Genomic DNA, 19,873 nt, shown 5'->3' with positions numbered 1-19,873 from the left:
GCCTGGCTCAGTTTGCCAGAATGCGCTCGATGGCCTCGCGGTTCAGGCCCTTCAGCCCGATGACGACGAGACGCGAGCGGCGGTCCTCGGCCGACGTCCAGGCGCGGTCATAATAATGGTTCACGCGCGGGCCAACGGCCTGCACCAGAAGCCGCATCGGCTTGCCGGCGACATCGACGAAACCCTTCACGCGCAGCACGTTCTCCTGTTCGGCGGCAGTCGCCACGCGGTTTGCCAGGTCCTCGGGGCTGGCGATGGCCGGCAGTTCCACGATGAAGCTGTCAAAATCGTCGTGCTCGTGGTCGAGCATGCCGTCATGCAGGGTCTTGCGGTTTTCGATGTCGTCCTCGACCGCGAGGCCGAGGCCGAGCATCACGGACGGATCGACCTTGCCGTGCGCGCTCGGCACAACCTTCACCGCGCGCGCAAGATGCTCGCCGATCGTCGCATGGGCACGGGCGCTGCCGTCCGCGTCGATCAGGTCGCTCTTGGACAGGATGATGAGGTCGGCGCAGGCAACCTGGTCCTGGAACACTTCCTCGACCGGATCGTCGTGATCGAGCGTTTCGTCTTCCTCGCGCTGCGCCTGCAGGGCGTCCATGTCGGAGGCCACATGGCCGGCGGCAAGGGCTGCGCCGTCGACCACGGCCACGACGCCGTCGACGGTCACGCGGCTCTTCACCGAAGGCCACTGGAAGGCTTGCACCAGCGGCTTGGGCAGCGCCAGACCCGAGGTCTCGATCAGGATGTGGTCCACCTTCGGCTCACGCGACAGGATCTCGTCCAGCGCCGGCACGAAATCGTCGGCCACGGTGCAGCACAGGCAGCCGTTTGCCAGCTCGACGATGTTTTCCTCCGGGCAGGCGTCGATGCCGCAGCTCTTCAGGATTTCGCCGTCCACGCCGACATCGCCGAATTCGTTGACGATGAGCGCCAAGCGCTTGCCGTTGGCGTTTTCGAGGATGTTGCGGATCAGCGTGGTCTTGCCGGCGCCGAGAAAGCCGGTGACGACGGTGCAGGGAACGCGGGTCGCGGAGGCGGTCATGAAATGTCCTTTACTATCGCAAGAGGGGGAATACGCGCGACAAGGCCGCGCTTGAGGCTGTCGGGACGGCCGCGCCAGGGCAGGATGCCGTCGGTCGCGGTGGCGAATAGTTTTGCGCCGGTGATCAGGTCCGGCCCGCTTTCGGTCGTCAGGTCGCCGAAGACGTAGCTCCAGCAGCCCTCGCGCAGCAAAGCGGCGCTGAGGCGGCGCTTGCAGTTGCCGAGGCACTCGACCTGGCGCACGCGGATATTTTCGTTGGTCGCGGCGTGTGCTGCGCCCTGCGCCAGAAATTCGCCGGCGCGGGGGCGGGCGTCGGAGCCGGTTTCGTCCCGGCAGGATGAACAGACGACAACGGTGACGTCGGAGACATCCAAATCACGGACATCCTCGGCCAGTGCTGTCGGGTCAGCTTCGGTCTTCACTAGAATCATGCTCCTTGCCCAGGACACCCGCCGGGCGGTCGGATTTCGTTTAGACGGCAGGTCTCCTGGCTCGCGCCTCGTCGCCTCGCGCCGCCTTCCCGGAAAAATTCCAGTGGCTGTCGGCCTTCGGCTCTTCGCTTACAGTTGCGGGTACAGCTGCGGAATTGGGATTTGTCCCCGCACCGCATTCCCTCTTGGCCCCTCCCTTTGCGGAGAGGGGACCGTCGCGGCGAATTTAGGCGGGGGCGCGTTGTCCTGTCAACGCGCGGTTACGACGCCAGCGTGTCCTTGAGCGCCGGTGCAAGGTCGCCAGCCGGTACCACCTCGATGCGCTCCAGCTCCAGCCATTGCGCCATCAAGCGAAGTTCGTCGGCAAGCGCCTCGGCGGTGTGAGCGGGCGCGCCGGGTTCGGCATAGGCGGCTTGCACGCGCAGCACGCCGGCGGGCCGGTCGGCCTTCAGGTCGATGCGCGCGGCAATCGTGTCGCCGAGCAGGAAGGGCAGGACGTAGTAGCCGTATTGCCGCTTGGCGGCCGGCGTGTAGATCTCGATGCGATAGCGGAAGCAGAACAGGCGCTCGGCGCGGGAGCGTTCCCACACGACCGGGTCGAATGGGGCCAGCAGCGCGCGGGCCTCCACCTTGCGCGGCATGCGCGCACCCGTGTGCAGATAGGCCTGCTGGCTCCAGCCCTCCACGCGCACCGGCAGAAGCTCGCCCGATTCGACCAGTTCTTCCACGCGCCCCTTCACGTCGGCGGGCGAGAGACGAAAATAGTCGCGCAGGTCGCCGACCGTCGCGATGCCGAGCGCACGCGCCGAGATGCGCAACAGTTCGCGGTGCGCGTCGGCGGCCTGCGGCACGGCTGCATTATATATGGCGGCCGGCAGCACGCGTTCGGGCAGGTCGTAGAGGCGCTCGAACCCGCGCCGGGAGGCGGTGGTGATGCGCCCCGCCCAGAACAGCCATTCGAAGGCGTGCTTTTCGTCGCTCCAGCCCCACCAGCCGCCGGAGCCTTTTGCGCCATCGATATCCGAGGCGGCGACGGGGCCGCGTGCGACGACCTCGCTATAGATGTCGTCGATGAGCCGCTTGTTCTGCTGTGCCCATTTGGCGAGGCCGGTATACATTTCCTTATGGCGAGAGGCGCGCTCCATGCGCCAGCGCAGCAGCGGGTAGGTTTCCACAGGCAGGAACGAGGCCTCATGCGCCCAATATTCGAACAGCGAGCGCTTTTTGGAATTGGCCGCCTTGTCGAGCAGGTCGCGCGGGTAGGAGCCGAGCCGCGAAAACAGCGGCATGTAGTGCGCGCGCACCACGACGCTGACGGAATCAATCTGCAACAGGCCGATGCGTGAAAGCACCTTGTTCAGATGCCTCCGGTCGATGGGGCCGGCGGGCCGGGAATCAGCGAAGCCCTGTGCGGCCAGCGCTATGCGTCGCGCCAGCTTGAGCGAAATCCTGTCCTTCATGGTCGTTCGTTCCGCCACATGATGTTGCAATTGCTCGCTTTGGCCGGGAATCGGATTGGCGCTCAAGGCTAGCAATGTTGCAACCCGAATTGTGTCAGGAGGAAAAGTGGAGAAAAAAAGTATGGAATTTAAATGTGCCTTGTGAGGGGTCAATCGCGCAAAAGCGATTGACGCAGTCACCGTTTTGCCAACGTTTGACTTGCTTCGCCGGACCGGCTGCGCTAACCCTCGCCGCGTTGCAGCATGGATTTTCGGCAGCGCCGCCCCGACATATGTGTCGCGGCCTCGCGGCTCGATTCGGTGCTATAATTCAGGTCGATCGGCCGCCAACGGAAAGTCAGAGCATGAGTGGGCTCTTAAGTTCATACCTTCCCATTGTCATTTTCATAGGCGTTGCCCTGGTGATCGGCCTTGCGCTGATCGCTGCGCCTTTCCTGATTGCGTATCGCAATCCCGATCCGGAAAAGCTGTCGGCCTATGAGTGCGGCTTCAACTCGTTTGATGACGCCCGCATGAAGTTCGACATCCGTTTCTACCTGGTGTCCATCCTCTTCATCATCTTCGACCTGGAAGTGGCGTTCCTGTTCCCCTGGGCCGTTTCCTTCGGGAAGATCGGGATGCTGGGTTTCTGGTCGATGATGGTTTTCCTGGCAGTGCTCACCATCGGCTTCATCTATGAATGGAAGAAGGGAGCGCTGGAATGGGATTGAACCAGACATCCTCCACGCTGGTCGCGGCCCAGCCCAAGGGCATCATCGACCCGAACACCGGCAAGTTGATCGGTGCGGACGACCCGTTCGTGGCAGACATCAACAACGAGCTTTCCGACAAGGGATTCCTCGTCACCTCGTCCGAGGCGCTGATCACCTGGGCCCGTACCGGCTCGCTGATGTGGATGACCTTCGGTCTCGCCTGCTGCGCCGTGGAGATGATGCACATCTCCATGCCGCGCTACGACGCCGAGCGTTTCGGCATCGCGCCGCGCGCGTCCCCGCGCCAGTCGGACGTGATGATCGTCGCCGGCACGCTGACCAACAAGATGGCGCCGGCGCTGCGCAAGGTCTATGACCAGATGCCGGAGCCGCGCTACGTCATCTCCATGGGCTCCTGCGCCAATGGCGGCGGCTACTACCATTACTCCTACTCGGTGGTGCGCGGTTGCGATCGCGTCGTGCCGGTGGACATCTATGTGCCCGGCTGCCCGCCCACGGCCGAAGCGCTCCTCTATGGCATTCTTCTCCTCCAGAAGAAGATCCGCCGCACCGGCACGATCGAACGGTAATTTTCCATGAGTGAAGCCCTCAAGGACCTTGCGGCCTATCTGGCCGAGAAGCTCGCCGGCAAGATCGGCGAGGCGGAGCTCGCCTATGGCGAGCTGACGATCTCGGTCGAGCCCGACAACATCGTCGCCGTCGCCAGCTTCCTGCGCAATGACGTGCAGTGCCAGTTCATTTCGATCATCGATGTCTGCGGCGTCGACTATCCGTCGCGCGCCAAGCGCTTCGATGTCGTCTATCACCTGCTGTCGCCGCGTCAGAACCTGCGCGTCCGCCTCCGGGTGCAGGCCGACGAGGATACGCCGGTGCCGTCGATCACTGGCGTCTATCCTGGTGCCGACTGGTTCGAGCGCGAAGCCTACGACATGTACGGCATCCTGTTCTCGGGTCATCCAGACCTGCGTCGCCTGCTGACCGACTACGGCTTCGAGGGCCATCCGCTTCGCAAGGATTTTCCGCTGACCGGCTTCGTCGAGGTTCGCTACGACGATGCCGCCAAGCGCGTCGTCTACGAGCCTGTCGAGCTCCGGCAGGAATTCCGCAGTTTCGACTTCCTGTCGCCGTGGGAAGGGACCGATTACGTCCTGCCGGGCGACGAGAAGGCGAAGACCAGCTGAGGTCGCGCGGAATGAACGAAACCCAAAGATTGACCGGTCGCTGCCTGTGTGGAGCTGTCAGCTTCACGGCGGTGCCGTCCAAGATGGAGATGGATGTCTGCCACTGCGGCATGTGCCGGCGGTGGTCGGGCGGCGCCTTCATGGCGATCGGCTGCGGCAAGTCGGTCGAGATTGTCGACGAGACCGATCTGGGCGTCTACCGGTCGTCTGAGTGGGGCGAGCGGGCATTCTGCAAGAAGTGCGGTTCCTCGCTGTTCTGGCGCGGCGTGCATGACGGCAGCGTGGCCGTTTCGATGCAGGCGTTCTCGGAGCCCGAACGTTTCAACTTCGTCGAAGAGATCTTCATCGACGACAAGCCCGCCAACTATGCTTTCGCCAACGAGACGCGCCGGCTGACCGGTGCGGAGGTTGTGGCGGCCTACGCAGCCAGACAGGAAGCCAACAATGGCTGAAACTTCCGTTCGTAATTTCAACATCAACTTCGGTCCGCAGCACCCGGCAGCGCACGGCGTGCTGCGCCTCGTGCTCGAGCTCGACGGCGAGGTGGTAGACCGCGTCGATCCGCACATCGGTCTCCTGCATCGCGGCACCGAGAAGCTGATGGAGCACAAGACCTATCTGCAGGCGGTGCCCTATCTGGATCGTCTCGACTACGTCGCGCCGATGAACCAGGAGCACGCTTTCGCACTGGCCGTTGAGCGTCTGCTCGGCATCGCGGTGCCCAAGCGCGGCCAGCTGATCCGCGTGCTCTATTCCGAGATCGGCCGCATCCTCAACCACCTGCTCAACATCACCACGCAGGCGATGGACGTCGGCGCGCTTACCCCGCCGCTCTGGGGCTTCGAGGAGCGCGAGAAGCTGATGGTGTTTTATGAGCGTGCCTCGGGTGCGCGCATGCACTCGGCCTATTTCCGCCCGGGCGGCGTTCACCAGGACCTGCCCGAGAAGCTGGTCGAGGACATCGGCAAGTGGTGCGATCCGTTCCTTAAGACGGTCGATGCGCTCGATGAGCTTCTGACCGACAACCGCATCTTCAAGCAGCGCAACGCCGACATCGGCGTGGTCTCGCTGGAAGACGCCTGGGCCTGGGGCTTTTCGGGCGTGATGGTGCGCGGCTCGGGCGCTGCCTGGGACCTGCGGAAGAGCCAGCCCTACGAGTGCTACTCCGAGATGGAATTCGACATTCCGGTCGGCAAGCACGGCGACTGCTACGATCGTTATCTCATCCGCATGGAAGAGATGCGCCAGTCTGTGCGCATCATGCGCCAGTGCATCGAGCGCCTGCTCGGCACCGAGAAGGTGGGGCCGGTCTCCAACATGGACGGCAAGGTCGTGCCGCCCAAGCGCGGCGAGATGAAGCGCTCGATGGAAGCGCTGATCCATCATTTCAAGCTCTACACCGAGGGCTATCGCGTGCCGGAGGGCGAGGTCTACGCCGCCGTCGAAGCGCCCAAGGGCGAATTCGGCGTCTATCTCGTGTCGGACGGCTCCAATAAGCCGTATCGCTGCAAGCTGCGGGCCCCCGGCTTCGCGCATCTGCAGGCGATGGACTTCCTTTGCCGCGGCCACATGCTGGCCGACGTCACCGCCGTCCTCGGCTCCCTCGACATCGTCTTTGGTGAGGTTGACCGCTAATATGTCCGTTCGTCGTCTCGCAGATGCCAGCGTCCAGCCCGCGTCCTTCGCCTTCAACCGCGAAATGGCCGCGCAGGCAAAGACCTGGCTCAAGAAGTACCCGAAAGGCCGTGAGCAGTCGGCGGTTATTCCGCTGCTCATGCTGGCCCAGGAACAGGAAGGCTGGGTGACGCGCGCCGCCATCGAGCACATCGCCGAAATGCTCGACATGCCGCTGATCCGCGTGCTCGAGGTTGCGACCTTCTACACGCAGTTCCAGCTCAAGCCGGTCGGCACGCGCGCTCACGTCCAGGTCTGCGGTACCACGCCGTGCATGCTGCGCGGCTCCGAAGCGTTGATGGATGTGTGCCGCTCCAAGATCCATCACGACCAGTTCCACACCAACGAGGCCGGCACACTGTCCTGGGAAGAGGTGGAGTGCCAGGGCACCTGCGTGAACGCGCCGATGGTCATGATCTTCAAGGACACCTACGAGGATCTGACGCCCGAGCGGCTGGCGGAGATCATCGACCTGTTCGAGGCGGGCAAGGGCGATGGCGTGAAGCCTGGCCCGCAGAACGGCCGCATCTATTCGGCTCCGGAATCCGGCTTGACCTCGCTGACGGACGAGAAGGTGTTCCTGAAGTCTGCGCCGCGCGCCAAGGCTGCGAAGGCGAACGGCGAAGAGAAGAAGACGGTCTGAGGGAAGAAAAATGCTTCAGGATAAGGATCGCATCTTCACCAACATCTACGGGGTCTTCGACCAGTCGCTGAAGGGCGCCATGGCTCGCGGCCACTGGGACGGCACCAAGGGTATCATCGAGAAGGGCCGCGACTGGATCATCAACGAGATGAAGGCGTCGGGCCTGCGCGGGCGCGGTGGCGCCGGCTTCCCGACCGGTCTCAAGTGGTCGTTCATGCCCAAGCAGAGCGACGGCCGCCCGTCCTATCTGGTGGTCAATGCCGACGAATCCGAGCCCGGCACCTGCAAGGACCGCGACATCCTGCGCCACGATCCGCACACGCTGGTCGAAGGCTGCCTGATCGCCGGCTTCGCCATGAATGCAGTCGCGGCCTACATCTATGTGCGCGGCGAGTTCATCCGTGAACGCGAGGCACTGCAGCGCGCCATCGACGAGGCCTATGAGGCCGGCCTGATCGGCAAGGGCAACAAGAACGGCTACGACTTCGACATCTACGTCCATCACGGCGCCGGCGCCTACATCTGCGGCGAGGAAACCGCGCTGCTTGAGAGCCTGGAAGGCAAGAAGGGCCAGCCGCGTCTGAAGCCGCCGTTCCCGGCCAATGTGGGCCTCTATGGCTGCCCGACCACGGTCAACAACGTCGAGTCGATCGCGGTCGCTCCGACCATCCTGCGCCGGGGTGCTGCCTGGTTCTCATCGTTCGGCCGTCCGAACAACGCCGGCACCAAGCTGTTCTGCATTTCCGGCCACGTCAACAATCCGTGCACGGTCGAAGAGGCCATGTCGATCCCGTTCCGCGAGCTGATCGAGAAGCACTGCGGCGGCATTCGCGGCGGCTGGGACAACCTGCTGGCGGTCATTCCGGGCGGCTCTTCGGTGCCGCTGGTGCCGGCCGAGCAGATCATGGACTGCCCGATGGATTTCGACGCGCTGCGCGACCTGAAGTCAGGTCTCGGCACCGCCGCCGTCATCGTCATGGACAAGTCCACCGACATCGTGAAGGCGATTGCGCGGCTCTCCTACTTCTACAAGCACGAAAGTTGCGGCCAGTGCACGCCGTGCCGTGAGGGCACCGGCTGGATGTGGCGCGTGATGGAGCGTCTGGTGCGCGGCGAAGCGCAGAAGCGCGAGATCGACATGCTGCTCGACGTCACCAAGCAGGTGGAAGGCCACACGATCTGCGCCCTTGGCGACGCTGCGGCGTGGCCGATCCAGGGCCTGATCCGGCACTTCCGTCCGGAGATCGAGCGGCGCATCGACGAGTTCACCCGCAACGCCCATCGCGCCGAGCCGGCGCTGGTGGCGGCGGAGTAAGGACAGAGAACAGGCCGGAAGTACGAGAAGGTAAGGGCGGGCCAAGGAAGAGAAACGCAGGGAGACATCCATGCAGGCATCATCCAATCCCGTAAATTTCATGCCCGATGCGCAGCGCTGGGAAAAGATGAACGAGAAGTTCGCCGCCATACTCCCGTGGGAGTTCGCCGGTGCCATCAATCTGATGGCGCATCCGGTGGCCGGCGCAGCCGCGTTCTCCGCGCTGGGCCTGGGCGTGGCCAGCCAGGCCTTCGGCGTGTGGATGGGCACGGTGGCCGGTGCGGCGCATGCCTCGCAGCGGCTGCTGGTGACCGAAGCCGATGAAGAGGCTGACGAAGAGGAAGCATTTGCTTCCAGCTCACAGACGGCGACGGTGCGGGCGCGCGCGGTCGCCAAAACGCTGATGGCCGATGCCCGCGCGGTGGCGCGGGACATGGGCGAGGCGGCCGACGCCCTGGCGACGGAAAAGACGAAGCATTGAATTGGGTCGGCCGGAAGTTCGGCAAGGACATCCGGCCAAGGAATTGCGGACACACCGCAGGGGTTTGAAGCAATATGGCTAAACTCAAGGTCGACGGCATCGAGATCGAGGTTCCCGATCACTACACGCTCTTGCAGGCGGCCGAAGAGGCTGGCGCGGAAGTGCCACGCTTCTGCTTCCATGAGCGTCTGTCGATCGCCGGCAACTGCCGCATGTGCCTCGTCGAGGTGAAGGGTGGGCCGCCCAAGCCGGCTGCCTCCTGCGCCATGGGCGTGCGCGACCTGCGCCCCGGCCCGAACGGCGAAGCGCCCGAGATCTTCACCAACACGCCGATGGTCAAGAAGGCCCGCGAAGGCGTGATGGAGTTCCTGCTCATCAACCATCCGCTCGACTGCCCGATCTGCGACCAGGGCGGCGAGTGCGACCTGCAGGACCAGGCCATGGCGTTCGGCGTGGATTCTTCGCGCTACAAGGAAAACAAGCGCGCGGTCGAGGACAAGTATATCGGCCCGCTGGTCAAGACGATCATGACGCGCTGCATCCACTGCACGCGCTGTGTCCGCTTCACCACGGAAGTCGCCGGCATTTCCGAGCTCGGCCTGATCGGCCGCGGCGAGGATGCCGAGATCACCACCTATCTCGAGCAGGCGATGACCTCCGAGTTGCAGGGCAACGTGATCGACCTCTGCCCGGTCGGCGCGCTGACCTCGAAGCCCTATGCCTTCCAGGCGCGTCCGTGGGAGCTGACCAAGACCGAATCCATCGACGTGATGGACGCGGTCGGCTCGGCCATCCGCGTCGACTCCAGAGGCCGCGAAGTGATGCGCATCATGCCGCGCGTCAACGAGCAGGTGAACGAGGAGTGGATCTCCGACAAGACCCGCTTCATCTGGGACGGACTGCGCACGCAGCGCCTCGACCGGCCCTATGTGCGCCGCAACGGCCGCCTGAGCCAGGCGACCTGGGCGGATGCCTTCGCCGCCATCAAGGACGCCGTTTCCAAGACGTCCGCCGACCGCATCGGCGCGATCGCCGGCGATCTCGCCGCCGTCGAGGAAATGTATGCGCTGAAGCAGCTCATGGCTTCGCTCGGCTCGGCCAATATCGACTGCCGCCAGGATGGCGCCTCGCTCGATCCGGTGCTCGGCCGCGCCAGCTACATCTTCAACCCGACGATCGAGGGCATCGAGCACGCCGATGCGGTCCTGATCATCGGCTCCAATCCGCGCTTCGAGGCTTCGGTTCTCAATGCCCGCATCCGCAAGCGCTGGCGCCAGGGCGACCTGCCGGTCGGCGTCATCGGCGACATGGGCGACCTGCGCTATGACTACGAAATGCTCGGCGCGGGTCCGGACACGCTCAAGGAGCTGGCCGACGGCAAGGGCAAGTTCTTTGCCACGCTCAAGAAGGCCCAGCGTCCGCTGATCATCGTGGGGCAGGGGGCTATCGCCCGTGAAGACGGCTTCGCCGTTCTCGGCCTCGCCGCCAAGCTCGCGACCGCAGTCGGCGCCGTCAACGACGAGTGGAACGGCTTCGCCGTACTGCACACCGCTGCCGCGCGCGTCGGCGCTCTCGACATCGGCTTCGTGCCGGGCGAGGGCGGTAAGTCCGCCGGCGAGATGCTTGGCGGCACCGACGTGCTGTTCCTGCTCGGCGCCGACGAGTTCGACATGAATGCCGCCGGTTCGGCCTTCGTGGTCTACATCGGCACGCATGGCGATGCGGGCGCGCACCGCGCCGACGTCATCCTGCCGGGCTCGACCTATACCGAGAAGTCGGGCACCTATGTGAATACCGAGGGCCGGGTCCAGCAGACTAACCGCGCCGGCTTCGCGCCGGGCGACGCCAAGGAAGACTGGGCGATCCTGCGTGCGCTGTCCGACGTGCTCGGCCATCGCCTGCCGTTCGACTCGCTCTCCCAACTGCGCGCCAAGCTCCATGCCGAATATCCGCATCTGGCCGAGATCGACGAGATCGCCGCGGGCAACCCGGCCGACATCGCCAATATCGCAAGGCTCGGCGGCGCGGTGGGCAAGGAGGCCTTCGTGTCTTCTGTCGCGGACTTCTATCTGACCAACCCGATCGCGCGAGCCTCCGCCGTCATGGCCGAATGCTCGGCCCTCGCGAAGGGCGGCTTCAAGCAGGCAGCCGAGTAGGACGACCATGGATACTTTCTTCTCATTCTACGTCCTGCCGGGACTGATCATTCTCCTGAAGTCGGTGGCGCTGCTCGTCATCCTGCTGATCTTCGTCGCATACATTCTGTACGCCGACCGCAAGATCTGGGCGGCGGTGCAGATCCGTCGTGGCCCGAACGTCGTCGGTCCCTGGGGCCTTCTGCAATCCTTCGCCGACCTTCTGAAGTTCGTCGTCAAGGAGCCGGTCATTCCGTCCGGCGCCAACAAGGGCGTCTTCCTGCTCGCCCCGCTGGTTTCGGCGGTTCTGGCCATGGCGGCCTGGGCTGTCATTCCGGTCGATGAGGGCTGGGCGGTTGCCAACATCAATGTCGGCATCCTCTATGTCTTCGCCATCTCCTCGCTCGAGGTCTACGGCGTGATCATGGGCGGCTGGGCCTCGAACTCGAAGTACCCGTTCCTCGGCGCGCTGCGTTCGGCCGCTCAGATGGTGTCCTACGAGGTCTCGATCGGCTTCGTCATCGTCACGGTGCTGCTGTGCGTGGGCTCGCTCAACCTCAGCGACATCGTGCTGTCGCAGCGCGACGGCCTCGGCACCATGCTCGGCATGCCCAACTCGTTCCTCGACTGGCACTGGCTGGCGCTGTTCCCGATGTTCGTCATCTTCTTCATCTCGGCGCTGGCCGAGACGAACCGCCCGCCCTTCGACCTGGTGGAAGCCGAGTCGGAGCTGGTCGCCGGCCACATGATCGAATATTCGTCGACGCCGTTCCTGCTCTTCTTCCTGGGCGAGTACGTTGCGATCGTGCTGATGTGTGCGCTCACCACCATCCTGTTCCTGGGTGGGTGGCTGCCGCCGGTCAACGTCGCGCCGTTCACCTGGGTGCCGGGTGTGGTCTGGTTCGTTCTCAAGGTGTGCTTCGTCTTCTTCATGTTCGCCATGGTGAAGTCGTTCGTGCCGCGCTACCGCTACGACCAGCTCATGCGCCTGGGCTGGAAGGTATTCCTGCCGATCTCGCTGGCGATGGTGGTCATCGTGGCCGCCTATCTGAAGCTGACGGGGCTGGCATGACGGTCACGGGCATGATCGGCGCCTCGGCGGGATTGGCGATCGCGGCCGCGCACTTCGCGCCGTCGCGGCTGCCCGCCGCGCGCGTCGGCCATGCCGGGACCGGACGAGTTCTCAACATTGCCGGCCTGCGCCCTAGCGCGCTTTCGCCGGTCGTCGGCTACGCAGTAGCCAATTACGCAATTGGAGATTGACGATGTCAGCTCTAGCCCAAGCCGCCAAGTCGCTGCTCCTGAAGGAGTTCGTGCAGGCGTTCTTCCTGTCGATGCGGATGTTCTTTTCGCCCAAGCCGACGCTGAACTATCCGCATGAGAAGGGGCCCGTCAGCCCGCGCTTCCGCGGCGAGCACGCGCTGCGCCGCTATCCCAACGGCGAAGAGCGCTGCATCGCCTGCAAGCTGTGCGAGGCGATCTGCCCGGCGCAGGCCATCACCATCGAGGCCGGCCCGCGCCGCAACGACGGCACCCGCCGTACGGTGCGCTACGACATCGACATGGTGAAGTGCATCTATTGCGGCTTCTGCCAGGAAGCCTGCCCGGTCGACGCCATCGTCGAGGGGCCGAACTTCGAATTCGCGACCGAGACGCGCGAGGAGCTTTACTACGACAAGGAAAAGCTGCTCGCCAACGGCGACAGGTGGGAGCGCGAACTTGCGCGCAACATCGCGTTGGATGCGCCGTATCGCTGAGACAGAATCATGGACGAGCCGGAAATGCTCGTCTAAGGAACACGCGGCCTTGACCGCCCGGATGGGCGGAAAACGGCCAGGAATCGGGTCCAACGGCGAGTGCCGCGGCCCAAGTAGGAAAACTGGGGGAACCCCATGCTGAACGGACTAGAGGCGGCCTTTTTCTACCTCTTTGCCTTTATTGCGGTCGCGTCGGCCTTCATGGTCATTTCGGCGCGCAATCCTGTGCATTCGGTTCTCTATCTGATCCTCACCTTCTTCAACGCGGCGGGCCTGTTCCTCCTGACCGGCGCCGAGTTCCTGGCGCTGATCCTGCTCGTCGTTTACGTCGGCGCGGTGGCGGTGCTGTTCCTGTTCGTCGTCATGATGCTGGATATCGACTTCGCTGAGATGAAGTCCGGCGCGCTGCAATATGCGCCGATCGGTGCGCTGGTGGGCCTGATCCTGCTGGCCGAGCTGATCGTGGTGACCGGCGGCTACGTCTTCTCGCCGAAGCTGGCCGAGACGGTCGCTGCGCCGATGCCGGATCTTGCGACCCGCCAGAACACGGCGGCCCTCGGCGATATCCTCTACACGGATTACATCCTCTACTTCCAGGTGGCGGGCCTGGTGCTGCTGGTCGCCATGATCGGCGCGATCGTGCTGACGCTGCGCCACAAGAAGGGGATCAAGAGGCAGAACATCTCGGCACAGGTCGCCCGCACGGCGGCCTCGATCGAAATCAAGAAGGTCGAGACAGGCAAGGGAATCTGACGATGGTAGTCGGCATCGCACATTATCTCACCGTTTCGGCGATCCTGTTCACGCTCGGCGTGTTCGGCATCTTCCTGAACCGCAAGAACGTCATCGTCATCCTTATGTCGATCGAACTCATCCTGCTCGCGGTGAACCTGAACTTCGTCGCCTTCTCGGCGACGCTCCACGACATGGTGGGCCAGGTCTTCGCGCTGTTCGTGCTGACCGTCGCTGCCGCTGAAGCCGCAATCGGTCTTGCCATTCTCGTCGTCTTCTTCCGCAACCGCGGTTCGATCGCGGTCGAAGACGTCAACATGATGAAGGGTTGACGGAACACAATCATGTATCAGGCAATCGTCTTCCTTCCGCTCCTGGGCTTCCTGATCGCAGGCCTGTTCGGCAATGCCATCGGTGCCAAGGCCTCCGAATACATCACCTCGGGCTTCCTGGTGATCTGCGCGGTCCTGTCTTGGGTCGCGTTCTTCTCGGTCGGCTTCGGTACGACCGAGGCCTTCAGCGTGCCGCTGCTGCGCTTCATCGACTCGGGCACGCTGCAGTCCGACTGGGCGCTGCGCATCGACACGCTGACGGTGGTCATGCTCGTCGTGGTCAACACCGTGTCGGCGCTCGTGCACATCTACTCGATCGGCTACATGCACCACGATCCCGATCGCCCGCGCTTCTTCGCCTATCTGTCGCTGTTCACCTTTGCCATGCTCATGCTGGTGACGGCGGACAACCTCGTTCAGATGTTCTTCGGCTGGGAAGGCGTGGGCCTGGCGTCCTACCTGCTGATCGGTTTCTGGTACAAGCGCCCGTCGGCCAATGCGGCTGCCATCAAGGCTTTCGTCGTCAACCGCGTCGGCGACTTCGGCTTCATCCTCGGCATCGCCGGCGTGTTCGTGCTGTTCGGCAGTGTCGATCTCAACTCGATCTTCGCGACCGCCGCGTCTTACGTGCCGGTTGAGGGCGCTGCGGAGAACACCGCTGCCGTCTTCACGTTCCTCGGCCACGAATACGACCGCGCCTCCGCGCTGACCATCATCTGCCTGCTGCTCTTCATGGGCGCCATGGGCAAGTCGGCGCAGGTTCCGCTGCACACCTGGCTGCCGGACGCCATGGAAGGCCCAACGCCGGTTTCGGCGCTGATCCACGCGGCGACCATGGTCACCGCCGGCGTGTTCATGCTGGCGCGCCTGTCGCCGATCTTCGAGCTGTCGCACTCGGCGCTCACCGTCGTGACCTTCATCGGCGCCTTCACCGCGTTCTTCGCGGCGACGGTCGGCCTGGTGCAGAACGACATCAAGCGCGTCATCGCCTATTCGACCTGTTCGCAGCTCGGCTACATGTTCGTGGCGCTGGGCATGGGCTTCTATTCCGCCGCGATCTTCCACCTGTTCACGCACGCCTTCTTCAAGGCGCTCTTGTTCCTGGGTTCGGGCTCGGTCATCCATGCCGTCTCGGACGAGCAGGACATGCGCAAGATGGGCGGCCTCAAGAAGCTGATCCCGGTCACCTACTGGATGATGGTCATCGGCACGCTGGCGCTCACCGGCGTCGGCATTCCGGGCACCATCATCGGCACGGCCGGCTACTTCTCGAAGGACGCGATCGTGGAGGGCGCCTTCGCCGGCATCGGCCACAACGCGATGGCGGGCTTCGCCTTCACGCTGCTGGTCATCGCCGCCGTGTTCACGAGCTTCTACTCGTGGCGCTTGATCTTCATGACCTTCCACGGCAAGCCGCGTGCCACCGCCGACGTCATGCACCACGTGCATGAATCGCCGCCGGTGATGCTGGTGCCGCTGTTCCTCCTTGCCGTCGGCGCGCTCATGGCCGGCGTGGTGTTCCACGACCAGTTCATCGGGGAAGGCTACAGCGAGTTCTGGAAGGCTGCGCTCTACATCCTGCCGGAGAACCACATCCTGCACGAAATCCACGACGTGCCGCTGTGGGTGAAGCTGTCGCCGTTCGTCGCCATGATCATCGGCTTCGTCACTGCCTACCAGTTCTACATCCGCTCGCCGGAGACGCCGAAGTACCTCGCGGCTCAGCATCGCGGCCTCTATGCCTTCCTGCTGAACAAGTGGTACTTCGACGAGCTGTACGACTTCCTCTTCGTGCGCACCGCCAAGCGGCTTGGCACGTTCCTTTGGAAGAAGGGCGACGGCGCAGTCATCGACGGCTACGGCCCGGATGGCGTGTCGGCCTGGGTGGTCGACGTCACCAACCGCGTCGTCAAGCTTCAGACCGGATATCTCTACCACTATGCATTCGTCATGCTGATCGGCGTCGCCGCCCTCGTCACCTGGATGATGCTCGGGAGCTCGTTTTAGACCATGACCGATTGGCCCATTCTTTCTACGGTCACGTTCCTGCCGCTGGTCGGTGCGTTCCTGATCCTGCTGATCCGGGAAGACAGCGAGGCTGCGCGCCGCAACATCCGTAACGTCGCGCTGCTGACGACCGCATTCACCTTCTTCCTGTCCATCTTCATCTGGACCGGGTTCGACTACTCGAACCCCGGCTTCCAGATGGTCGAGCAGGCCAACTGGATCGGCGGCGGCATCTCCTACCACATGGGCGTCGACGGCATCTCGATGCTGTTCGTCATCCTGACGACGTTCCTGATGCCGATCGCGATCCTGGCGAGCTGGGACTCGATCCAGACGCGGGTCAAGGCGTACATGATCGCCTTCCTGATCCTGGAAACGCTGATGATCGGCGTGTTCTGCGCGCTCGACCTGGTGCTGTTTTACGTCTTCTTCGAAGGCGGCCTGATCCCGATGTTCATCATCATCGGCGTCTGGGGCGGCAAGCGGCGCGTCTATGCCAGCTTCAAGTTCTTCCTCTACACGCTGCTCGGCTCCGTGCTGATGCTGCTCGCCATCATGGCCATGTATTGGGACGCCGGCACCACCGACATCCCGACGCTGCTGGCGCATCACTTCCCGGCCAGCATGCAGACCTGGCTGTGGCTCGCCTTCTTCGCCTCGTTTGCGGTGAAGATGCCGATGTGGCCGGTGCACACCTGGCTGCCCGACGCGCACGTTGAAGCGCCGACGGCCGGCTCGGTCATCCTGGCGGCGATCCTGCTGAAGATGGGCGGCTACGGCTTCCTGCGCTTCTCGCTGCCGATGTTCCCGGATGCGTCGCTCTACTTCCAGCCGCTGGTCTTCGCGCTGTCGGTCATCGCCATCATCTACACCTCGCTGGTGGCGCTGATGCAGGAAGACATGAAGAAGCTGATCGCCTATTCGTCGGTCGCCCACATGGGCTTCGTCACCATGGGCATCTTCGCCATGAATACGCAGGGCATCCAGGGCTCGCTGTTCCAGATGCTGTCGCACGGCCTCGTCTCGGGCGCGCTCTTCCTCTGCGTCGGCGTCGTCTATGACCGCATGCACACCCGCGAGATCTCGGCCTATGGCGGCCTGGTCAACAACATGCCGAAATACGCGGTCGCGTTCCTGATCTTCACCATGGCCAATGTCGGCCTGCCGGGCACCAGCGGCTTCGTCGGCGAGTTCCTGACGCTGATCGGCGCCTTCAGGGCCAATACCTGGGTCGCTCTGTTCGCGGCAACGGGCGTCATCCTGTCGGCGTGCTATGCGCTGTGGCTCTACCGCAAGATCATCTTCGGCGCGCTGACCAAGGACAGCCTGAAGGGGCTGCTTGACCTGTCGTTCCGCGAGAAGGCGATCATCTATCCGCTGGTCGTGCTGACCATCTTCTTCGGCGTCTACCCTGCACCGGTCTTCGACGTGACCGCCGCCTCGGTACAGTCGCTGATTTCCAACATCACCGCATCGCTCGACGCCGCGCAGGCCGTGGCTGCGAACTGAGGTCTGAACATGACGCCGGAACTTTACTCGAGCCTCTCGCTGATCCTGCCGGAGCTGATCATCGCCGTCGGCGCGCTGGCGCTGCTGATGATCGGCGTCTATTCGGGCGAGCGCGCCAACAACACCGTGACCGGTCTTGCCGTGGCGGTGCTGATCGGCGCCGGCGCCTGGATGGTGCTCTTCGGTAAAGATGGGCTGGCCTTCAACGGTGCCTTCGTTGCCGATCCTTTCGCCCAGATCATGAAGATCCTGATGCTGATCGGGTCCGTCGTGACGCTGGTCGTGTCGGTCGGCTTCGCCAAGGCGGAGAAGTTCGACAAGTTCGAGTATCCGGTGCTGATCATGCTGGCCACTGTCGGCATGATGCTGATGATCTCGGCCAACAACATGATCACGCTCTATCTCGGCCTGGAGCTGCAGTCGCTGGCGCTCTATGTCGTGGCCGCCTTCAACCGTGAAAGTGCGCGCTCGACCGAAGCGGGCCTGAAGTACTTCGTGCTCGGCGCGCTGTCTTCGGGCATGCTGCTCTACGGCATCAGCCTCGTCTACGGCTACACCGGCCACACCGGCTTCGAGCAGATCGCAGCCGCGCTGTCTGGCGGCGAGCGTCAGCTCGGCCTCGTCTTCGGCCTGGTGTTCGTGCTGGCCGGCGTTGCCTTCAAGATCTCGGCCGTGCCGTTCCATATGTGGACGCCGGACGTCTATGAGGGAGCGCCGACGCCGGTGACCACCTTCTTCGCCTCGGCGCCCAAGATGGCGGCGATGGCGCTGATGGTGCGCGTGACCATGACCGCCTTCGAGCCGATCGCTTCCGACTGGCAGCAGATCATCGTGTTCATCTCGATCGCTTCCATGCTGCTCGGCTCGTTCGCTGCGATCGGCCAGCGCAACTTCAAGCGCCTGATGGCCTATTCGTCGATCGGCCATGTCGGCTTTGCGCTGGTGGGACTGGCTGCCAATTCCGAGGCAGGCGTTCGCGGCGTCATCATCTACATGCTGATCTACCTGGCCATGACGCTCGGCACCTTCGCCTTCATCCTGGCCATGCGCCGCAAGGACGGCAATGTCGAGCAGATCGGCGATCTGGCCGGCCTTGCCACCACCAACCCGGTGATGGCCACCATCCTGACCATCCTGATGTTTTCGCTGGCCGGCATTCCGCCGCTCGCGGGCTTCTGGGCCAAGTGGTACGTGTTCCTGGCCGCGATCAACGCCAACCTTTACGGGCTTGCGGTGATCGGCGTGCTGGCTTCCGTGGTGGGCGCATACTATTACCTGCGCATCATCAAGATCATGTGGTTCGACGAGCCGGTCGGCGGGTTCCTGCCGATGGCGGGCGAACTGCGTCTCGTGCTCGGCCTGTCCGGCGCCTTCATCCTGTTCTACGTGCTGATCGCTGGTCCGATCGGCCGCGTGGCCGAAGCCGCCGCCAAGACGTTCTTCTGACGGCATGGGTTTTCAGCTCGCTCCGACAGCGGCGGCCGAGGGTTTTCGGCTCGAGGCCCATGACAAGGTCGGATCGACGAACGCAATCGCGCTCGAAAGGGCGCGGGAAGGCGACCCGGGCAGGCTCTGGGTCGTCTCCAAGCGTCAAGAGAGCGGCCGTGGCCGCCGCGGCCGGGTCTGGGCGACGCCGGAAGGCAACCTTGCCGCGACGCTGCTTCTGATCGTCGACCGCGACCTGAAGACGGCCGCCACGCTCGGCTTCGTTGCCGGTCTTGCGCTCGCGGATGCGCTGAACGCCGTGGTGCCGGGACGTATCGCGGTTGCGGCGGATGGTGCGACCGACGGGAACGGAAATCGTTTCGAGCTGAAGTGGCCGAACGACGTGCTCGCCAGGGGCGCCAAGATGGCCGGTATCCTGCTCGAATCCTCGATGCTCGACGCCGACCGCTTCGCGCTTGCCATCGGCATCGGCGTCAACGTCGTGGCATACCCCGAGGACGTTCCCTATCCGGCGACGTCGCTCAAGGCTCTGGGGTCGACCTGTGACGCCGAAACGCTGTTCCTTGCGTTGTCTGACGCCTGGAGCGAGAACATGCGCGTCTGGAACGAGGGGCGGGGGCTGGAGCATATACGTCAGCGCTGGCTCGCTCGCGCGGCCGGCCTCGGCACCCAGGTTGCGGTCCGCGTCGAAGGCAATGTCGTGCGCGGCGTGTTCGAGACGATCGACGAGGACTGCCGATTCGTCATTCGCGACGACAGCGGCGCGATCCACAGGATCGCCGCCGGCGACGTGCATTTCGGAGCTGTCGCTTCGGCGAGAGCGGACTAGAGCATGATCCCGAACCGAAGGTCCGCGCAGCGAATGGTTGCAGACTTTTCGGACAAGATCACGTTCCAAAAACAAATGCTTAGAGCAAGTTAGCGATTCAAGGAAAAGCCCTCTCGCTCTAGGCACCCCCAACGAGCTGCTACGGCTCGCGGCGCCGACTGCCCGATGCGGCAATCATGGGTG

Annotated in this window: 20 protein-coding genes, 1 pseudogene and 1 riboswitch; of the genes and pseudogenes, 18 read left to right on the top strand and 3 right to left on the bottom strand. The window is 63.8% G+C overall.

Annotated features, from left to right (window positions below):
* Positions 1-7: 7 nt before the first annotated feature.
* The 3 genes from cobW to ABLE85_RS06345 all read right to left on the bottom strand — a co-directional run bounded on the left by cobW (position 8) and on the right by ABLE85_RS06345 (position 2,936).
* Positions 8-1,045, bottom strand: a complete 1,038-nt coding sequence (cobW, locus tag ABLE85_RS06355; RefSeq protein WP_348791851.1) for a cobalamin biosynthesis protein CobW — start codon at positions 1,043-1,045, stop codon at positions 8-10.
* The gene (locus tag ABLE85_RS06350; RefSeq protein ID WP_348792120.1) at positions 1,042-1,440 is read right to left on the bottom strand and encodes a DUF1636 family protein; all 399 of its coding nucleotides are present in this window, start codon (positions 1,438-1,440) and stop codon (positions 1,042-1,044) included. The genes cobW and ABLE85_RS06350 overlap by 4 nt, the downstream gene beginning before the upstream one ends.
* A 64-nt stretch (positions 1,441-1,504) precedes the next feature.
* Positions 1,505-1,708: riboswitch (cobalamin riboswitch) on the bottom strand.
* 28 nt (positions 1,709-1,736) lie between these two features.
* Positions 1,737-2,936 carry a winged helix-turn-helix domain-containing protein gene (locus ABLE85_RS06345; RefSeq protein ID WP_348791850.1) on the bottom strand — a complete coding sequence of 400 codons (1,200 nt, stop codon included), beginning with the start codon at positions 2,934-2,936 and terminating at the stop codon, positions 1,737-1,739.
* A gap of 344 nt (positions 2,937-3,280) precedes the next feature.
* Here ABLE85_RS06345 and ABLE85_RS06340 point away from each other — a divergent pair, with 344 nt between their 5' ends.
* The 18 genes and pseudogenes from ABLE85_RS06340 (at position 3,281) to ABLE85_RS06255 (ending at position 19,690) form a co-directional block, all read left to right on the top strand.
* The gene (locus ABLE85_RS06340; RefSeq protein ID WP_348791849.1) at positions 3,281-3,646 is read left to right on the top strand and encodes an NADH-quinone oxidoreductase subunit A; all 366 of its coding nucleotides are present in this window, start codon (positions 3,281-3,283) and stop codon (positions 3,644-3,646) included.
* Positions 3,637-4,218 carry an NADH-quinone oxidoreductase subunit B family protein gene (locus ABLE85_RS06335; RefSeq protein WP_348791848.1) on the top strand — a complete coding sequence of 194 codons (582 nt, stop codon included), beginning with the start codon at positions 3,637-3,639 and terminating at the stop codon, positions 4,216-4,218. Before ABLE85_RS06340 ends, ABLE85_RS06335 begins: the two co-directional genes overlap by 10 nt.
* A 6-nt stretch (positions 4,219-4,224) precedes the next feature.
* The gene (locus ABLE85_RS06330) at positions 4,225-4,830 is read left to right on the top strand and encodes an NADH-quinone oxidoreductase subunit C (protein WP_348791847.1); all 606 of its coding nucleotides are present in this window, start codon (positions 4,225-4,227) and stop codon (positions 4,828-4,830) included.
* A gap of 11 nt (positions 4,831-4,841) precedes the next feature.
* Entirely contained in the window at positions 4,842-5,282 is a 441-nt protein-coding gene (locus ABLE85_RS06325; RefSeq protein WP_348791846.1) for a GFA family protein, read from the top strand.
* Positions 5,275-6,465, top strand: coding sequence for an NADH-quinone oxidoreductase subunit D (locus ABLE85_RS06320; RefSeq protein ID WP_348791845.1), 1,191 nt, complete (start codon positions 5,275-5,277; stop codon positions 6,463-6,465). Before ABLE85_RS06325 ends, ABLE85_RS06320 begins: the two co-directional genes overlap by 8 nt.
* A gap of 1 nt (position 6,466) precedes the next feature.
* Positions 6,467-7,117: pseudogene (gene nuoE / locus ABLE85_RS06315) on the top strand (NADH-quinone oxidoreductase subunit NuoE); the annotation flags it as partial.
* Between the two features lie 40 nt (positions 7,118-7,157).
* On the top strand, positions 7,158-8,462 hold the full coding sequence (gene nuoF, locus ABLE85_RS06310; RefSeq protein ID WP_348791844.1) for an NADH-quinone oxidoreductase subunit NuoF: 1,305 nt from the start codon (positions 7,158-7,160) through the stop codon (positions 8,460-8,462).
* 70 nt (positions 8,463-8,532) lie between these two features.
* On the top strand, positions 8,533-8,943 hold the full coding sequence (locus ABLE85_RS06305) for a hypothetical protein (RefSeq protein ID WP_348791843.1): 411 nt from the start codon (positions 8,533-8,535) through the stop codon (positions 8,941-8,943).
* 74 nt (positions 8,944-9,017) lie between these two features.
* Positions 9,018-11,099 (top strand): NADH-quinone oxidoreductase subunit NuoG, encoded by a 2,082-nt coding sequence (gene nuoG, locus ABLE85_RS06300; protein ID WP_348791842.1) that lies wholly within the window; start codon positions 9,018-9,020, stop codon positions 11,097-11,099.
* A 7-nt stretch (positions 11,100-11,106) separates the two neighbouring features.
* Positions 11,107-12,150 carry an NADH-quinone oxidoreductase subunit NuoH gene (gene nuoH / locus ABLE85_RS06295; RefSeq protein ID WP_348791841.1) on the top strand — a complete coding sequence of 348 codons (1,044 nt, stop codon included), beginning with the start codon at positions 11,107-11,109 and terminating at the stop codon, positions 12,148-12,150.
* Positions 12,147-12,341 carry a hypothetical protein gene (locus ABLE85_RS06290; protein ID WP_348791840.1) on the top strand — a complete coding sequence of 65 codons (195 nt, stop codon included), beginning with the start codon at positions 12,147-12,149 and terminating at the stop codon, positions 12,339-12,341. Before nuoH ends, ABLE85_RS06290 begins: the two co-directional genes overlap by 4 nt.
* 2 nt (positions 12,342-12,343) lie before the next feature.
* Entirely contained in the window at positions 12,344-12,835 is a 492-nt protein-coding gene (gene nuoI, locus ABLE85_RS06285) for an NADH-quinone oxidoreductase subunit NuoI (protein ID WP_348777270.1), read from the top strand.
* A gap of 135 nt (positions 12,836-12,970) precedes the next feature.
* Entirely contained in the window at positions 12,971-13,588 is a 618-nt protein-coding gene (locus tag ABLE85_RS06280; RefSeq protein ID WP_348791839.1) for an NADH-quinone oxidoreductase subunit J, read from the top strand.
* Positions 13,589-13,590: 2 nt separating this feature from the next.
* Positions 13,591-13,899 (top strand): NADH-quinone oxidoreductase subunit NuoK, encoded by a 309-nt coding sequence (gene nuoK / locus ABLE85_RS06275; protein ID WP_106722139.1) that lies wholly within the window; start codon positions 13,591-13,593, stop codon positions 13,897-13,899.
* A gap of 12 nt (positions 13,900-13,911) precedes the next feature.
* A complete protein-coding gene (gene nuoL / locus ABLE85_RS06270) occupies positions 13,912-15,906 on the top strand; it encodes an NADH-quinone oxidoreductase subunit L (RefSeq protein ID WP_348791838.1) in 1,995 nt (664 codons plus the stop codon).
* A 3-nt stretch (positions 15,907-15,909) separates the two neighbouring features.
* Positions 15,910-17,415 carry an NADH-quinone oxidoreductase subunit M gene (locus ABLE85_RS06265; protein ID WP_348791837.1) on the top strand — a complete coding sequence of 502 codons (1,506 nt, stop codon included), beginning with the start codon at positions 15,910-15,912 and terminating at the stop codon, positions 17,413-17,415.
* Between the two features lie 9 nt (positions 17,416-17,424).
* Positions 17,425-18,861 carry an NADH-quinone oxidoreductase subunit NuoN gene (gene nuoN, locus ABLE85_RS06260; RefSeq protein WP_348791836.1) on the top strand — a complete coding sequence of 479 codons (1,437 nt, stop codon included), beginning with the start codon at positions 17,425-17,427 and terminating at the stop codon, positions 18,859-18,861.
* 4 nt (positions 18,862-18,865) lie between these two features.
* On the top strand, positions 18,866-19,690 hold the full coding sequence (locus ABLE85_RS06255; protein ID WP_348791835.1) for a biotin--[acetyl-CoA-carboxylase] ligase: 825 nt from the start codon (positions 18,866-18,868) through the stop codon (positions 19,688-19,690).
* Positions 19,691-19,873: the final 183 nt, after the last annotated feature.

The organism is Mesorhizobium sp. KR1-2 (genome assembly GCF_040045035.1).
Taxonomy (GTDB): domain Bacteria; phylum Pseudomonadota; class Alphaproteobacteria; order Rhizobiales; family Rhizobiaceae; genus Pseudaminobacter.
The sequence above is the reverse complement of the archived record's forward strand: the minus strand, read 5'-3'. Positions and strand labels throughout refer to the sequence as shown.

Bases quoted from the DNA above. Each gene is read 5' to 3' on its own strand.
- cobW (WP_348791851.1), bottom strand. From the start codon at position 1,045: ATGACCGCCTCCGCGACCCGCGTTCCCTGCACCGTCGTCACCGGCTTT.
- ABLE85_RS06345 (WP_348791850.1), bottom strand. From the start codon at position 2,936: ATGAAGGACAGGATTTCGCTCAAGCTGGCGCGACGCATAGCGCTGGCC.
- ABLE85_RS06340 (WP_348791849.1), top strand. From the start codon at position 3,281: ATGAGTGGGCTCTTAAGTTCATACCTTCCCATTGTCATTTTCATAGGC.
- ABLE85_RS06335 (WP_348791848.1), top strand. From the start codon at position 3,637: ATGGGATTGAACCAGACATCCTCCACGCTGGTCGCGGCCCAGCCCAAG.
- ABLE85_RS06330 (WP_348791847.1), top strand. From the start codon at position 4,225: ATGAGTGAAGCCCTCAAGGACCTTGCGGCCTATCTGGCCGAGAAGCTC.
- ABLE85_RS06325 (WP_348791846.1), top strand. From the start codon at position 4,842: ATGAACGAAACCCAAAGATTGACCGGTCGCTGCCTGTGTGGAGCTGTC.
- ABLE85_RS06320 (WP_348791845.1), top strand. From the start codon at position 5,275: ATGGCTGAAACTTCCGTTCGTAATTTCAACATCAACTTCGGTCCGCAG.
- nuoF (WP_348791844.1), top strand. From the start codon at position 7,158: ATGCTTCAGGATAAGGATCGCATCTTCACCAACATCTACGGGGTCTTC.
- ABLE85_RS06305 (WP_348791843.1), top strand. From the start codon at position 8,533: ATGCAGGCATCATCCAATCCCGTAAATTTCATGCCCGATGCGCAGCGC.
- nuoG (WP_348791842.1), top strand. From the start codon at position 9,018: ATGGCTAAACTCAAGGTCGACGGCATCGAGATCGAGGTTCCCGATCAC.
- nuoH (WP_348791841.1), top strand. From the start codon at position 11,107: ATGGATACTTTCTTCTCATTCTACGTCCTGCCGGGACTGATCATTCTC.
- ABLE85_RS06290 (WP_348791840.1), top strand. From the start codon at position 12,147: ATGACGGTCACGGGCATGATCGGCGCCTCGGCGGGATTGGCGATCGCG.
- nuoI (WP_348777270.1), top strand. From the start codon at position 12,344: ATGTCAGCTCTAGCCCAAGCCGCCAAGTCGCTGCTCCTGAAGGAGTTC.
- ABLE85_RS06280 (WP_348791839.1), top strand. From the start codon at position 12,971: ATGCTGAACGGACTAGAGGCGGCCTTTTTCTACCTCTTTGCCTTTATT.
- nuoK (WP_106722139.1), top strand. From the start codon at position 13,591: ATGGTAGTCGGCATCGCACATTATCTCACCGTTTCGGCGATCCTGTTC.
- nuoL (WP_348791838.1), top strand. From the start codon at position 13,912: ATGTATCAGGCAATCGTCTTCCTTCCGCTCCTGGGCTTCCTGATCGCA.
- ABLE85_RS06265 (WP_348791837.1), top strand. From the start codon at position 15,910: ATGACCGATTGGCCCATTCTTTCTACGGTCACGTTCCTGCCGCTGGTC.
- nuoN (WP_348791836.1), top strand. From the start codon at position 17,425: ATGACGCCGGAACTTTACTCGAGCCTCTCGCTGATCCTGCCGGAGCTG.
- ABLE85_RS06255 (WP_348791835.1), top strand. From the start codon at position 18,866: ATGGGTTTTCAGCTCGCTCCGACAGCGGCGGCCGAGGGTTTTCGGCTC.